This window comes from Pseudomonas sp. JS425 (assembly GCF_018223845.1).
Classification (GTDB): Bacteria; Pseudomonadota; Gammaproteobacteria; order Pseudomonadales; family Pseudomonadaceae; genus Aquipseudomonas; species Aquipseudomonas asiatica.
Genome location: NZ_CP073661.1, coordinates 5167436 through 5182392 on the forward strand (window position 1 = coordinate 5167436; position 14957 = coordinate 5182392).

The 14957-nt window shown below is 62.4% G+C and carries 14 protein-coding genes; 3 read left to right on the forward strand and 11 right to left on the reverse strand.

Annotated elements, in window-relative coordinates; all coding sequences use genetic code 11:
* Nucleotides 1-8: 8 nt before the first annotated feature.
* The 3 genes from cysN to KDB76_RS23830 all read right to left on the reverse strand — a co-directional run bounded on the left by cysN (nucleotide 9) and on the right by KDB76_RS23830 (nucleotide 3850).
* Nucleotides 9-1910, reverse strand: coding sequence for a sulfate adenylyltransferase subunit CysN (gene cysN / locus KDB76_RS23820; protein ID WP_023661810.1), 1902 nt, complete (start codon nucleotides 1908-1910; stop codon nucleotides 9-11).
* A gap of 16 nt (nucleotides 1911-1926) precedes the next feature.
* On the reverse strand, nucleotides 1927-2844 hold the full coding sequence (gene cysD, locus KDB76_RS23825; RefSeq protein WP_013974136.1) for a sulfate adenylyltransferase subunit CysD: 918 nt from the start codon (nucleotides 2842-2844) through the stop codon (nucleotides 1927-1929).
* A 247-nt stretch (nucleotides 2845-3091) separates the two neighbouring features.
* Entirely contained in the window at nucleotides 3092-3850 is a 759-nt protein-coding gene (locus KDB76_RS23830) for a Nif3-like dinuclear metal center hexameric protein (RefSeq protein WP_023661811.1), read from the reverse strand.
* A gap of 167 nt (nucleotides 3851-4017) precedes the next feature.
* Here KDB76_RS23830 and algW point away from each other — a divergent pair, with 167 nt between their 5' ends.
* Complete coding sequence (gene algW, locus KDB76_RS23835) at nucleotides 4018-5178, forward strand: Do family serine endopeptidase AlgW (RefSeq protein WP_015271734.1); 1161 nt, start codon at nucleotides 4018-4020, stop codon at nucleotides 5176-5178.
* 133 nt (nucleotides 5179-5311) lie between these two features.
* Here algW and KDB76_RS23840 read toward each other — a convergent pair whose 3' ends face one another.
* From KDB76_RS23840 to KDB76_RS23855, 4 genes are all read right to left on the reverse strand, one after another.
* Nucleotides 5312-6076 carry an amino acid ABC transporter ATP-binding protein gene (locus KDB76_RS23840; protein ID WP_003251792.1) on the reverse strand — a complete coding sequence of 255 codons (765 nt, stop codon included), beginning with the start codon at nucleotides 6074-6076 and terminating at the stop codon, nucleotides 5312-5314.
* A 10-nt stretch (nucleotides 6077-6086) separates the two neighbouring features.
* Nucleotides 6087-7184: an amino acid ABC transporter permease gene (locus KDB76_RS23845; RefSeq protein WP_013974139.1), complete on the reverse strand. Its 1098-nt coding sequence runs from the start codon at nucleotides 7182-7184 to the stop codon at nucleotides 6087-6089.
* A gap of 10 nt (nucleotides 7185-7194) precedes the next feature.
* Nucleotides 7195-8373, reverse strand: coding sequence for an amino acid ABC transporter permease (locus tag KDB76_RS23850; protein WP_023661812.1), 1179 nt, complete (start codon nucleotides 8371-8373; stop codon nucleotides 7195-7197).
* A gap of 67 nt (nucleotides 8374-8440) precedes the next feature.
* Nucleotides 8441-9469 carry an amino acid ABC transporter substrate-binding protein gene (locus KDB76_RS23855; protein WP_013974141.1) on the reverse strand — a complete coding sequence of 343 codons (1029 nt, stop codon included), beginning with the start codon at nucleotides 9467-9469 and terminating at the stop codon, nucleotides 8441-8443.
* 331 nt (nucleotides 9470-9800) lie between these two features.
* Here KDB76_RS23855 and KDB76_RS23860 point away from each other — a divergent pair, with 331 nt between their 5' ends.
* Together KDB76_RS23860 and rhlB are read left to right on the forward strand one after the other, a co-directional pair.
* On the forward strand, nucleotides 9801-10457 hold the full coding sequence (locus KDB76_RS23860) for an alpha/beta fold hydrolase (RefSeq protein WP_013974142.1): 657 nt from the start codon (nucleotides 9801-9803) through the stop codon (nucleotides 10455-10457).
* Nucleotides 10458-10558: 101 nt separating this feature from the next.
* Nucleotides 10559-12022, forward strand: coding sequence for an ATP-dependent RNA helicase RhlB (gene rhlB / locus KDB76_RS23865; protein ID WP_013974143.1), 1464 nt, complete (start codon nucleotides 10559-10561; stop codon nucleotides 12020-12022).
* 128 nt (nucleotides 12023-12150) lie between these two features.
* Here rhlB and moaE read toward each other — a convergent pair whose 3' ends face one another.
* The 4 genes from moaE to KDB76_RS23885 all read right to left on the reverse strand — a co-directional run bounded on the left by moaE (nucleotide 12151) and on the right by KDB76_RS23885 (nucleotide 14824).
* Nucleotides 12151-12597, reverse strand: coding sequence for a molybdopterin synthase catalytic subunit MoaE (gene moaE / locus KDB76_RS23870; protein WP_013974144.1), 447 nt, complete (start codon nucleotides 12595-12597; stop codon nucleotides 12151-12153).
* Nucleotides 12598-12599: 2 nt separating this feature from the next.
* Entirely contained in the window at nucleotides 12600-12845 is a 246-nt protein-coding gene (gene moaD / locus KDB76_RS23875) for a molybdopterin converting factor subunit 1 (protein ID WP_003251777.1), read from the reverse strand.
* A complete protein-coding gene (moaC, locus tag KDB76_RS23880) occupies nucleotides 12845-13315 on the reverse strand; it encodes a cyclic pyranopterin monophosphate synthase MoaC (RefSeq protein ID WP_013974145.1) in 471 nt (156 codons plus the stop codon). The genes moaD and moaC overlap by 1 nt, the downstream gene beginning before the upstream one ends.
* Before the next feature lie 114 nt (nucleotides 13316-13429).
* Complete coding sequence (locus KDB76_RS23885; RefSeq protein ID WP_013974146.1) at nucleotides 13430-14824, reverse strand: PhoH family protein; 1395 nt, start codon at nucleotides 14822-14824, stop codon at nucleotides 13430-13432.
* Nucleotides 14825-14957 lie beyond the last annotated feature (133 nt).

A 14957-nucleotide genomic window follows, 5' to 3' on the forward strand; every position in this document is an offset into this window, starting at 1 on the left:
GCTAGCGCTTAGATCGCGCCACGCTGGCGCAGCACGTCCAGCACCTGCTTCACGCCCTCATCCACGCTCGTGGCCTGGGTATCGATCACAAGGTCGGCATCCAGCGGCACATCGTACGGGAAGCTTTCGCCCGGGATGTTGTCGCCACCAGCAGCGTACAAGCCTTGCGGGTCACGCTCACGGCAGGCCAGCGGCGAGGCCTGGACGTAAACGGTCACCAGGCGCTCCTTGCCGATCAATGCCTTGGCCTGTTCGCGGCCTTCTGCATCCGGGGCCACGAACGCGGCCAGAGTCAGCAGACCGGCTTCGTTGAACTGGCGCGCCACATGGGCGGCGCGGCGCCAGTTCTCGGTGCGGCCGGCACGGTCCTGCGGCAAGCCTTTGTTCAGGTCATGGCGCAGGTTCTGGCCGTCGAGCACGTACACTGCACGGCCCATGTCGAACAGCTTGCGCTCCACGGCGTAGGCCAGGGTGCTCTTGCCGGCGCCGGACAGGCCACTGAACAGCACGGTGGCAGGCTGCTGGCCGAAGCGCAGGGCGCGCTCTTCGGTGGCCACATGGCACAGCTTGCCATGATGGCCGGTGCTGCCGTGCGGCAGGACTGGCGGGGCGATGATCATGCCGGCGCCGACCGTGCCGTTGGTCAGCCGGTCGATGACGATGAACGCACCGGTGGTGCGGTTGCTTTCGTAACCGTCCAGGGCGATCGAGGCGTCCAGGGACACCTTGACGCGGCCGATCTCGTTCAGTTGCAGCGCGCTGGCAGCGCCCTGCTCCAGGGTGTTCACATCGACCTTGTGGGTGATGCTGGCAATCGAGCCCGGCACGTAGCTGGTGGCGCGCTTGATGTCGTATTTCTTGCCTGGGAGCATCGGCTCCTCGGCCATCCACACCAGCATGGCGTCGAACTGGTCGGTGACCGGCGGGACGTTGTCGGCATGTACCAGCAGGTCACCACGGGAGATGTCGATCTCGTCTTCCATGGTCAGGGTCACGGCCTGGCCAGGGCCTGCGTTTTCCAGCTCGCCTTCGTAGGTGACGATGGACTTGACGCGGCTGCTCTTGCCCGACGGCAGCACGACGATTTCATCGCCCTTGTGCACCACGCCGCTGGCGATGGTGCCGGCGAAACCGCGGAAGTTCAGGTTCGGACGGTTGACATACTGCACCGGGAAGCGCAGGTCGGTGAAGTTGCGGTCGGCCGACACTTCGACGGTTTCGAGGATTTCCATCAGCGTCGGGCCGGCGTACCACGGCGAACGCTCGCTGTGGTTGACCACGTTGTCGCCCTTGAGCGCCGACATCGGCACGAAGTGCAGGCTGCTCGGGGTCAGGTTGATGGCTTCGGCGAACTTCAGGTAGTCGGCCTTGATCGACTCGAAGACGTCCTGATCGAAGCCCTTGAGGTCCATCTTGTTGACCGCGACGACGATGTGCTTGATGCCCAGCAGCGAGGCAATGTAGCTGTGGCGGCGGGTCTGGGTCTGCACGCCGTAGCGGGCATCGACCAGAATGATCGCCAGGTCGCAGGTGGACGCGCCGGTAGCCATGTTGCGGGTGTACTGCTCGTGGCCCGGGGTGTCGGCAATGATGAACTTGCGCTTGGCGGTGGAGAAATAGCGGTAGGCGACATCGATGGTGATGCCCTGCTCGCGCTCGGCCTGCAGACCGTCGACCAGCAGCGCCAGGTCGACTTCCTCGCCGGTGGTGCCGACCTTTTTCGAATCGCGGGTGATAGCCTCGAGGTGGTCCTCGTAGATCATCTTCGAGTCGTGCAGCAGGCGCCCGATCAGGGTGCTCTTGCCGTCATCCACGTTGCCGCAGGTGAGAAAACGCAGCAGTTCTTTGCGCTCGTGCTGAGCCAGATAAGCGAGGATGTCTTCGCTGATCAAATCGGATTGGTGCGACATGGAGTAACCCTGAAAATTAGAAGTAGCCCTGACGTTTCTTGTCTTCCATGGAACCGGCGCCATCGTGGTCGATGACTCGGCCCTGGCGCTCGGAAGTGCGCGTCAGGAGCATTTCCTGAATGATGTCGGTGAGCGTCTCGGCTTCCGACTCGACAGCGCCCGTGAGCGGGTAGCAGCCAAGGGTACGGAAACGCACCTTTTTCTTGACGATGCGCGCTTTCTCTTCATCGGTGAGATGTTCGAGGATGCGCTCGTCGTCGATCATGATCAGAGTGCCGTTCTTCTCGATGACTTCACGCTCGGCGGCGAAGTACAGCGGCACGATCGGGATGCCTTCGAGGTAGATGTACTGCCAGATGTCCAGCTCGGTCCAGTTCGACAGCGGGAAGACGCGGATCGACTCGCCCTTGTTGACCTTGCCGTTGTACACGTTCCACAGTTCCGGGCGCTGGTTCTTCGGGTCCCAGCGGTGCTTGCTGTCACGGAACGAGTAAACGCGCTCTTTGGCCCGCGACTTCTCTTCGTCGCGGCGCGCACCACCGAAGGCGGCATCGAAACCATGCTTGTCCAGCGCCTGCTTCAGGCCCTGGGTCTTCATGATGTCGGTGTGCTTGGAGCTGCCATGGGTGAACGGGTTGATGCCCTGCGCCACACCCTCGGGGTTGACGTGGGTGATCAGCTCCAGGCCCATTTCCTCGACCATCTTGTCGCGGAAGCTGTACATCTCCTGGAATTTCCACTGGGTGTCGACGTGCATCACCGGGAACGGCAACTTGCCTGGGAAAAAGGCCTTGCGCGCCAGGTGCAGCATCACGGCGGAATCCTTGCCGATCGAGTACAGCATCACCGGGTTGTCGAACTCGGCGGCCACCTCGCGGATGATGTGGATGCTCTCCGCCTCCAGCTGTTTCAAGTGCGTCAGTTTGTCGACCATGGCTACTCACGAAAAACGATCTTATGGACGGCCTGCGGGCCGTGTTCGAGCGAGCCACTTTATCACAGCGGCTGCTTCTATTTAGGAGGCCGGCTAGATCGAAAAAGTCTAACGATATGACTGCGGGTTTGGGCCAGCAGGCCTGGCCTATTCGCGGGTAAACCCGCTCCCACAGGGATCCCGCAGGCCTGGGATCAACACTGTCCCTGTGGGAGCGGGTTTACCCGCGAAGAAGGCGACGCCGATGTCAGATCGGGTTCGGGCAATCGATGAACAGGTGCTCCACGGCAAAGCGCCGCGCCAGGTATTCACCCAGCGCCTGCACCCCATACCGCTCGGTGGCATGGTGCCCGGCGGCAATGAAGCTGACGCCATTCTCGCGGGCGCTATGGTAGGTCTGTTCCGACGCCTCGCCGGTCAGGTACAGGTCCACCCCGGCCGCAATCGCCGTGTCGATGTAGCCCTGCCCGCCCCCGGTACACCAGCCGACCCGCCGGATCATCTGCTCACCTTCGACCAGCAGAGGCTCACGCCCCAGCACCTCCCGCACCCGCCGGGCGAAATCGAGCGCGGTCATCGGCTCGGCCAGCGAGCCGACCAGGCCGACCACCTTGGGGTTCTCCGGGTCCAGCGGCCCTTCGACGGTGATGTCCAACTGCCGTGCCAGCTGCACGTTGTTGCCCACATCCGGGTGAGCGTCCAGCGGCAGATGAAACGCGAGCAGGCTGATATCGTTGTTCAGCAGCGTTTTCAGCCGGCGCTGCCGGATACCGGTGATGCAAGGGTTCTCTCCCTTCCAGAAGTAGCCATGGTGCACCAGCACCAGGTCGGCCTCGGCTTCGACTGCCGCATCCAGCAACGCCTGGCTGGCGGTAACGCCGCTGACGATGCGGCTGACCTGCGGCCGGCCTTCGACCTGCAGGCCGTTGGGGCAATAATCCTGGATCTTCGCGCTGCCCAGGTAACGCTCGGCTTCCTCGACCAGGGTGTTCAGAGCGACGGCCATGAAAATCTCCTCGAAATCTGCGTTTTTCTCGGGCACAACGCCCATGCAACGCCCGTATAATGCCGGCCATTATGGGCCGTCGCCGGCACTGGGGGAACCGGTGTATGATCGCGCGCGCTCATGCCCACCGCACGGTCACCATCCCCGGCTCTTTCCAGGATTCATTCATGTTCAAGGCTTTGCGTTATTTTGGCTGGCCCCTGCTTACCGGCGTACTGATCGCCATGCTGATCATCCAGCGCTTCCCGGAGTGGGTCGGCCTGCCCAGCCAGGACGTCAACCTGCAACAGGCACCGCAGACCACGCGGATCATGCAGGGCCCGGTATCCTATGCCGACGCGGTAACCCTGGCCGCCCCGGCGGTGGTCAACCTGTACACCACCAAGGTGGTGAACAAGAGCGCCCACCCGCTGTTCGAGGACCCGCAGTTCCGCCGTTTCTTCGGCGACAACCTGCCCAAGCAGCGCCGCTGGGAGTCGAGCCTGGGCTCGGCGGTGATCATGAGCCCCGAGGGTTACCTGCTGACCAATAACCACGTCACCAGCGGCGCCGACCAGATCGTCGTGGCCCTGAAGGATGGCCGCGAGACATTGGCCCGGGTCATCGGCAGCGACCCGGAAACCGACCTGGCGGTGCTGAAAATCGACCTGAAGAGCCTGCCGGCGATCACCATCGGCCGCTCCGACAACATTCACATCGGCGACGTGTCGCTGGCCATCGGCAACCCGTTCGGGGTCGGCCAGACCGTGACCATGGGTATTATCAGCGCCACTGGCCGCAACCAGCTGGGCCTGAACAACTACGAAGATTTCATCCAGACCGACGCGGCGATCAACCCGGGTAACTCCGGCGGTGCGCTTGTGGATGCCAACGGCAACCTGATCGGCATCAACACGGCGATCTTCTCCAAGTCCGGCGGTTCGCAAGGTATCGGCTTCGCCATCCCGGTGAAACTGGCACTGGAGGTGATGAAGTCGATCATCGAGCACGGCCAGGTGATCCGTGGCTGGCTGGGCATCGAAGTACAGCCACTGAGCCAGGAACTGGCCGAATCGTTCGGCATGAAGGACCGCCCGGGCATCGTGGTGGCGGGCATCTTCCGCGAAGGGCCGGCGGCAAAGGCCGGGCTGCAGCTGGGTGACGTGATCTTGAGCATCAACGGCGAGCCGGCCGGTGATGGGCGCAAGTCGATGAACCAGGTGGCGCGGATCAAGCCCAACGAGAAGATCACCATCGAGGTGATGCGCAATGGGCAGCAGTTGAAGCTGATCGCCGAGGTGGGCCTGCGGCCGCCACCGGCGCCGGCAGTCGCCAAGGAAGAGAAGTAAGGCTGCGATCTGGTCTCTGGGGGGCTGCTTCGCAGCCCATTCGCAGCACAAGGCTGCTCCTACAGGAGATCGCATTTCCCTTGTAGGAGCAGCCTTGTGCTGCGAATGGGCCGCAAAGCGGCCCCCGGCTACATCAATGCAGGATCTGGCTCAGGAACAACTTGGTCCGGTCACTGCGTGGCCGGTCGAAGAAGTCATCCGGCGCTGCCTGCTCGACGATCTCGCCCTTGTCCATGAAGATCACCCGGTTCGCCACGGTCCGGGCAAAGCCCATCTCGTGGGTCACGCAGAGCATGGTCATGCCATCCTCGGCCAGGCCCACCATGGTATCGAGCACTTCCTTGACCATTTCCGGGTCCAGCGCCGAGGTCGGTTCGTCGAACAGCATGATCTTCGGTTTCATGCACAACGCGCGGGCAATCGCCACACGCTGCTGCTGACCACCGGACAACTGCCCCGGGTACTTGTGCGCCTGCTCCGGAATACGCACCCGCTCCAGGTAGTGCATGGCGATTTCCTCGGCCTTGCGCCGCGGCATCTTGCGCACCCACATCGGCGCCAGGGTGCAGTTTTCCAGGATGCTCAGGTGCGGGAACAGGTTGAAGTGCTGGAACACCATGCCCACTTCGCGGCGGATGGCCTCGATCTGCTTGAGGTCGTTGGTCAGCTCCACACCATCGACCACGATGCGCCCCTGCTGGTGCTCTTCAAGGCGGTTGAGGCAACGGATGGTGGTGGACTTGCCAGAGCCGGACGGCCCGCACAGCACGATGCGCTCGCCCTGGCGCACGTTCAGGTTGATGTCCTTGAGCACATGGAACTGGCCGTACCACTTGTTCACGCCCTGCATCTGGATGATGCCTTCGGGGCCGGCAGGCTGCTTGATCGCTTCACTCATTTCGAAACTCCTAACGCTTGTGGCCAGTGTCCAGCTTGCGCTCCAGATGCATGGAGTAGCGGGACATACCGAAACAGAAAATCCAGAAAACCAGGGCGGCGAACACATAGCCCTCGGTAGCCATGCCCAGCCAGGCCGGGTCGGCGGCGGCTTGCTTGACGCTGTTCAGCAGGTCGAACAGGCCGATGATGATCACCAGGCTGGTGTCCTTGAACAGGGCAATGAAGGTGTTGACGATGCCGGGGATCACCAGCTTGAGCGCCTGCGGCAGAATCACCAGGCCCATCGCCCGCCAGTAGCCAAGGCCCATGGCCGCGGCAGCTTCGTACTGGCCCTTGGGGATGGCCTGGAGGCCGCCACGCACCACCTCGGCGATATACGCCGACTGGAACAGGATCACGCCGATCATCGCCCGCAGCAGCTTGTCGAAGCTCATGCCCTCAGGCAGGAACAACGGCAGCATCACCGATGACATGAACAGCACGGTGATCAGCGGCACGCCGCGCCAGAACTCGATGAAGGTCACGCACACCACCTTCACCGCAGGCATTTTCGAGCGCCGCCCCAGGGCCAGCAGGATTCCCAGCGGCAATGCGCCGACAATGCCCACGGTGGCAATCACCAGGGTCAGCATCAGCCCGCCCCACTGGCTGGTAGGTACGCTTTCCAGGCCCAGCATGCCCCCGTGCAGCAGGGTGTAGGCAAGCAGCGGGTACACCACCAGGAAGCCAAGGCCGTAGAAGGCCTTGCGTGGGAAGCGTTTGATGAACAGCGGGGCGGCGCCAAGCACGGCAAGCCACACGGTCAGGTCCACGCGCCAGCGCAACTCGGCCGGGTAGTAGCCGTACATGAACTGGCCGAAACGCTGCTGCACGAACACCCAGCAGGCGCCCTCCTTGGTGCAGTCGGCGCGGGTGGTGCCGACCCAGTTGGCATCAAGCAACGCCCACTGCAGCAGCGGCGGCACGATCAGCCAAACCAGGTAGATGGCAAACAGGGTCAGCAGCGTATTGAGCCAGCTGGAGAACAGATTGGCACGCATCCATGCGAGCACGCCGACGGTTTTCACCGGTGGCGGCATGTCGGGTTTGAAAACATGGGCATTCACTGGCGTATCCTCACCGCTCGATCAGCGCAATGCGCTTGTTGTACCAGTTCATCAGCAGCGAAATGCTGATGCTGATGGCGAGATAGACACTCATGGTGATGGCGATCACCTCGATGGCCTGGCCGGTCTGGTTGAGCACGGTACCGGCGAACAGCGAGACCATCTCCGGGTAGCCGATACCGGCCGCCAGCGACGAGTTCTTCGCCAGGTTCAGGTACTGGCTGGTCAGCGGCGGAATGATCACCCGCAGTGCCTGGGGGATGATCACCTTGCGCAGGGTCGGCCCCTCGCGCAGGCCCAGCGAACGCGCGGCCTCGGTCTGGCCATGGCTGACCGAACGGATACCGGAGCGCACGATCTCGGCGATGAACGCAGCGGTGTAGATGGTCAACGCCAGGGTCAGCGCCAGCAGCTCGGGAATCAGTACCCAGCCACCGACGAAGTTGAATCCTTTCAATTGCGGCACTTCCCAGTGCACCGGGCTGCCGAACAGCAGTGCGCAAACGCCTGGGATGGCGATGAACAGCGCCAGCCCCACCCAGAACTTGTGGAATGGCTCGCCCGTCTCGTCGAAGCGCTTGTTGGCATAACGCACCATCACCACGATGGCCAGCAGCGCCAGGACCAGGGCCACGACGAACGGCCAGAAGCCTTCGGCCATGGACGCGCCGGGCATGTTCAGGCCCCGGTTGCTGATGAAGAAGGTGTCGTCGATATTGATGCTGCCCCGCGGTCCCGGCAGGGTCAGGAACACGGCGAAGTACCAGAACAGGATCTGCAACAACGGCGGAATGTTGCGGAAGGTTTCCACATACACGGTCGCCAGCTTGTTGATCATCCAGTTCGGCGACAACCGCGCCACACCGATGATGAAGCCAAGGATGGTCGCCAGCACCACGCCGATGAACGTCACCAGCAAGGTGTTGAGCAGGCCGATGACGAACACCCGCGCATAGCTGTCTGATTCCACGTAGGGGATCAGGTGCTGGGCGATGCCGAAGCCGGCACTGCGGTCGAGAAAGTCGAAGCCCGAGGTGATACCCCGGTGTTGCAGGTTGGCTTGCGTGTTGTGGAACAGATACCAGCCCAGACCGACCACGAAGACTATCGTGAGAATCTGGAACAGCCACGCGCGCACACGTGGATCGCTCAGGGATAAACCCTTTTGTGCGCCGATTCGATTTTGCATGAAGTGCCCCGGAAAGTAGGGTTCCGAACAGCCTGCGGCGGCGGGATGCCGCCGCAGGGTGCAGCCATCAGCGCACAGGTGGCGCGTACTGGATGCCGCCGTTGTTCCACAGGGCGTTCATGCCACGGTCGATCTTCAGGTCGGTGCTCTGGCCCAGGTTCTTCTCGAACACTTCGCCGTAGTTACCGACTTGCTTCACGATTTGCACTACCCAGTCCTTGGGCAGCTTGAGGTCCTTGCCGTACTCGCCATCCGCGCCCAGCAGGCGGGCGACGTCCGGGTTCTTGGTGCTTTTGGCTTCGGCCTCGACATTCTTCGAGGTGATGCCCGCCTCTTCGGCGTTGAGCATGGCGAACAGGGTCCACTTGACGATGCTGAACCATTCTTCGTCGCCTTTACGCACCACCGGGCCCAGCGGTTCCTTGGAGATGGTTTCCGGCAGTACCACGTACTCGGTCGGCGCGGCCAACTTGGAGCGCTGGGCGAACAACTGCGACTTGTCGGAGGTCAGCACGTCGCAACGGCCCGATTCCAGCGACTTGGCACTTTCATCCGAGGTGTCGAAGGTGATCGGGGTGTACTTCAGGCCATTGGCGCGGAAGTAGTCCGACACATTCAGCTCGGTGGTGGTACCGGCCTGGATGCAGATGGTCGCGCCATCGAGTTCCTTGGCGCTGGATACACCCAGCTTTTTGTTGGCCAGGAAGCCAACGCCGTCGTAGTAGGTAACACCGGCGAATACCAGGCCCATGCCGGCATCACGCGAGCTGGTCCAGGTGGTGTTGCGCGACAGCACGTCGACTTCGCCCGACTGCAGGGCGGTGAAACGTTCCTTGGCGTTGAGCTGGCTGAACTTGACCTTGGTGGCGTCGCCGAACACGGCGGCGGCCACAGCGCGACACACGTCGGCGTCGATGCCAACGATCTTGCCCTGCGCATCAGGTACCGAGAAGCCTGGAAGACCGTCGCTCACGCCACACTGGACGAAGCCCTTCTTCTTTACCGCATCCAGGGTGGCGCCGGCCTGGGCGTTGCTCACGGCGCCCAGCGCGGCGGCAGCGGTCAGGACTGCCAGGGTGGTTTTCAACATCTTCATTCACAACCTCCAAATCGCTCTTGTTGTATCGAGCCGGAATTGCACCGCACCCTTTTGAGGCGTATCCGACCCGTATTGGCTTGTTATTGGGTCAATGGCGCAATGGACTGTTCTGTGACAGCCTTCGCGTGCAAAGGGTGTTACCGTCACGGCCTGCCCTTTGCATCATTGGGTGAATTGCAAAGCGCGTACCAAAATTTGCGGCTGTAGCGTTTAAGCGCTCGTCAAGTAGGGAAAGTTGTATCGTTGCGACATTCTTTTTCCGACAATCATTTCCAGCGCCTTCTTTTCACGCACGCCATAACAAGACCCGCACACTTTCGGAGCAGTCATGACCAACCCACTGATTCTCGAACCGCAGAAAACCGCAGACGCCTGTGTGATCTGGTTGCACGGCCTGGGTGCCGACCGTTACGACTTCCTACCAGTGGCCGAATTCATGCAGGAACGCCTGCTCAGCACCCGTTTCGTCATGCCCCAGGCTCCCACCCGCCCGGTAACCATCAACGGCGGCTACGCCATGCCCAGCTGGTACGACATCAAGGCCATGACCCCGGCCCGCGCCATCGACGAGGCGCAGCTGGAGGAATCGGCCGAACAGGTCATTAGCCTGATCAAGGCCGAGCAGGCCAAAGGCATCAGCCTGTCGCGGATTTTCCTGGCTGGCTTCTCCCAGGGTGGCGCGGTGGTTCTGCACACTGCCTATATAAAGTGGCAAGAAGCGCTGGGTGGCGTGATCGCCTTGTCCACCTACGCCCCCACCTTCAACGACCAGCATCAGTTGAGCGCCTGCCAGCAACGCACCCCGGCCCTGTGCCTGCATGGTGTGCACGACCCGGTGGTGATCCCTTCCATGGGCCGCACCGCCTTCGAGTACCTCAATACCTGGGGCGTTGCCGCCCGCTGGCACGAATACCCGATGGAACACGAAGTGGTGGTGGAAGAGTTGAGCGACATCCACGACTGGCTGAGCAAGCAATTGCAATAAGCCAGGGCTGTCTGTAGTTGTAAGGCTATTCCACTACGCCGCGCCTGAATCTTGCATTACACTGCCCGGCGTACATTCCTTAACCAGTTGATGAGACGATCGTGCTCAAGGCACTCAAGAAAATTTTCGGCAAGGGAGACGCCGCGCCACAGGCCGTCGCTCCTGCTGCCAGCGTGACGCCCCCTGCGCCCGCACCCGCCAGCGAGGCCCGGCCTGCGGAAAAACCGGCCGCACCACGCGCCACCCCCACTCCCCAGGCCGAACAGCCTGCCGCCGTTACGCCAGCCGCCGACAAGCCGGCCAAGGACAAACCGCGTCGCGAGCGCAAGCCCAAGCCGCAGGCCAGCCTGTGGAAACCGGAAGACTTCGTGGTCGAGCCACAGGAAGGCAAGACCCGCTTCCACGACTTCAAGCTGTCCAACGAACTGATGCATGCCATCCACGACCTGGGCTTCCCGTACTGCACGCCTATCCAGGCACAGGTGCTGGGTTACACCCTGCGCGGTCAGGACGCCATCGGCCGGGCCCAGACCGGTACCGGCAAGACTGCGGCGTTCCTGATCTCGATCATTTCCCAGCTGCAGCAGACGCCGCCGCCGAAGGAACGCTACATGGGCGAGCCACGTGCGCTGATCATCGCGCCCACCCGTGAGCTGGTGGTACAGATCGCCAAGGACGCCATCGCCCTGACCAAGTACACCGGCCTGAACGTGATGAGCTTCGTCGGCGGAATGGACTTCGACAAGCAGCTCAAGGCCCTGGAAGCGCGCCATTGCGACATCCTGGTGGCCACTCCGGGGCGCCTGCTGGACTTCAACCAGCGCGGTGAGGTGCACCTGGACATGGTCGAAGTGATGGTGCTGGACGAAGCCGACCGCATGCTCGACATGGGCTTCATCCCCCAGGTGCGCCAGATCATTCGCCAGACGCCGCCGAAAAGCGAGCGCCAGACCCTGCTGTTCTCCGCCACCTTCACCGACGACGTGATGAACCTGGCCAAGCAGTGGACCACCAACCCGGCCATCGTCGAGATCGAGCCGGAGAACGTTGCCAGCGAAACGGTGGAGCAGCACGTCTATGCGGTGGCCGGCAGCGACAAGTACAAGCTGCTGTACAACCTGGTGACCCAGAACAAGTGGGAACGGGTGATGGTGTTCGCCAACCGCAAGGACGAAGTGCGGCGCATCGAGGAAAAACTGGTGCGCGACGGCATCAATGCCGCGCAGTTGTCGGGTGACGTGCCGCAGCACAAGCGTATCCGTACCCTGGAGAACTTCCGCGAAGGGCGCATCACCGTGCTGGTGGCCACCGACGTGGCGGGGCGGGGCATTCATATCGATGGCATCAGCCACGTGATCAACTTCACCCTGCCGGAAGACCCGGACGACTACGTGCACCGCATTGGCCGGACAGGCCGTGCTGGCACCAGTGGTGTGTCGATCAGCTTTGCCGGTGAGGATGACTCGTACCAGCTGCCAGCGATCGAAGAGCTGCTGGGGCGCAAGATCAAGTGTGAAATGCCGCCGGATGAGCTGCTGAAGCCGGTGCCGCGCAAGCATCATTGACCTGTGCCGGCCTCTTCGCGGGTGAACCCGCTCCCACAGGTACTGCACAGCTTTCAAAACCTGTGATGCACCTGTGGGAGCGGGTTCACCCGCGAACCGGGGCTTCGCCCCGGCCATCAAACAAGGATCTACCAGCGCTCCGCCGCATCCTGATCACTCTGTTTCCCTTCCACCCACCGTGCCCCTTCCTGGGTATTTTCCTTCTTCCAGAACGGCGCCCGCGTCTTCAGATAGTCCATGATGAAGTTGCAGGCATCGAACGCCGCCTGCCGATGGGCACTGGCCACGCCGACGAACACGATCGGCTCACCCGGCTCGAGCGCACCGATGCGGTGCAGCACCTCCACCTTGAGCAACGGCCAGCGCTGCTCTGCCTCCACCACGATCTTGGCCAAGGCCTTTTCGGTCATGCCCGGATAGTGCTCGAGGAACATCCCCGCCACCTCGCGGCCATCGTTGAAATCCCGCACGTAGCCGACAAAACCGACCACCGCGCCCACACCGACATTGGCCGCGTGCATGGCATTGGTCTCGGCTCCCGGGTCGAACGCACCTTCCTGGACTCGCACAGCCATGTTCAGCCTCCGGTCACCGGCGGGAAGAACGCCACTTCATCGCCCTCTTCCAGCGGCTCATCGAGCTTGCACAGTTCTTCGTTGCGCGCACACATCAGGTTCTGCTCGGCCAGCACTTCATACTGCCCACCCTTGGCCACCAAGGCCTGGCGCACATCGTCGAGCACCTTGAACGCACCCTCCACCCGCTCGGCATCCACGCCCAACAATTCGCGGTAACGGGCGAAGTACATCACCTTGACCTTCATCACGCCTCCACCTTGTAGTGGCCACTCTTGCCGCCGAGTTTTTCCAGCAGGCGCACCTGCTCGATGACCATACCTTTATCCACAGCCTTGCACATGTCATAGATCGTCAGCGCAGCCACGCTGGCGGCGGTCAGCGCCTCCATCTCCACGCCGGTCTGCCCGGCCAGCTTGCAGCGGGCGACGATACGCACGGCGTCCTGCCCCTCGGCACTCAGCTCGACCTTGACACTGGTCAGCATCAGCGGGTGGCACAGCGGGATCAGTTCGCTGGTCTTCTTCGCCGCCTGGATCCCGGCAATGCGCGCCACGGCGAACACGTCGCCCTTGGGGTGTTCACCGTCGACGATCATCTGCAAGGTCTGCGGCAACATGCGCACCCGCGCCTCGGCGGTGGCCTCACGCTCGGTCACGGCCTTTTCAGTGACGTCGACCATGTTGGCCCGCCCCTGGGAATCAAGATGTGTCAGCACTGCTCTGCTCCTGTGAAGGGAACTCGCAGTGTAAACCTGTGAGTCAGGTTTGAGCAGAGGGGCGTCAACCGTGCCCGCGAAAAAGCCGGGCGGCGGACCGCCCGGCGGAGAGGGTTACAGATGCGACTCGGCGTACTCGGCCAGCACCGAGCGTGGCACGCCCTGCAGGGTGATGTGCACGCCATGGGGGAAGTCCTTGAAGCGCTCGGTCAGGTAGGTCAGGCCAGAGCTGGTCGCGGACAGGTAGGGGGTATCGATCTGCGCCAGGTTGCCCAGGCAGACCACCTTGGACCCGGAGCCGGCACGGGTGATGATGGTTTTCATCTGGTGCGGCGTCAGGTTCTGGCACTCGTCGATCAGGATCAGGCTCTGCTGGAAGCTACGGCCACGGATGTAGTTCAGCGACTTGAACTGCAACGGCACGCGCTCGAGGATGTACTCGACGCTGCCATGGGTGCTTTCGTCATCCATGTGCAAGGCTTCGAGGTTGTCGGTGATGGCGCCCAGCCAAGGTTCCATCTTCTCGGCCTCGGTGCCCGGCAGGAAGCCGATCTCCTGGTCCAGCCCCTGCACACTGCGGGTGGCGATGATGCGCCGGTAGCGCTTGCTTACCATGGTCTGTTCGATGGCTGCGGCCAGGGCCAGGATGGTCTTGCCGGAACCGGCGGCGCCGGTCAGGTTGACCAGGTGGATATCCGGGTCAAGCAGGGCGAACAACGCCAGGCTCTGGTGGATGTCCCGCGGTTTCAAGCCCCAGGCTTCCTGATGCAGCAGCGGTTCCTGGTGCAGGTCCAGCAACAGCAGTTCGTCGTTTCGGATACCCTTGATCCAGCCGACGAAGCCCTGTTCATCGATGATGAACTCGTTGACGTGAACCGCCGGCAGGTTGTCGATCAATTGCACGCGGTGCCAGGTGCGGCCGCGCTCCTGGCGGGTATCGACCTTGCTCACCCGGTCCCAGAACGAGCCGGTGACCGAATGGTAGCCCTTGGACAGCAAGGACACGTCATCGACCAGTTGGTCGGTGCTGTAGTCCTCGGCCGCGATGCCACAGGCACGTGCCTTCAGGCGCATGTTGATGTCTTTGGTGACCAGCACAACATCCAGGTCGGTGCGCCGGGCCCGTACTTCGAGCAGCTGGTTGATGATGATGTTGTCGTTGAGGTTTTCCGGCAGCAGCTTGTTCGGCTCGTTGCGCGGAGTCATCAGGATGGACAGGAAGCCCTTGGGCCCGCTCTTGCCACGCTGGATCGGCACACCCTGCTCGACATCGCTGGGCGAGGCGTCACCAAGGGTCTGGTCGATCAGGCGAATGGCCTGGCGGCATTCGGCGGCGATGGTCTGTTTGCCGGTCTTGAGCTTGTCGAGTTCCTCCAGCACCGTCATCGGGATGGCGACATGGTGCTCCTCGAAGTTCAGTAACGCGTTGGGGTCGTGAATCAGGACGTTGGTATCGAGCACATACAGGATAGGCTTGCTGGAGGAAGGGTTGCGTCCTTGGTCATCCATACTCGGTCACCTTATGTCGAAGCCACACGGCGTGGTCTGTTACGCCGCAGAGTGACTGCCGCTGTCCCCGTATCCGCGTTGTTACGGGCGGGAAGCGAACCTGGCTAGGTGGGCCTGGATGACGCCACCTGTG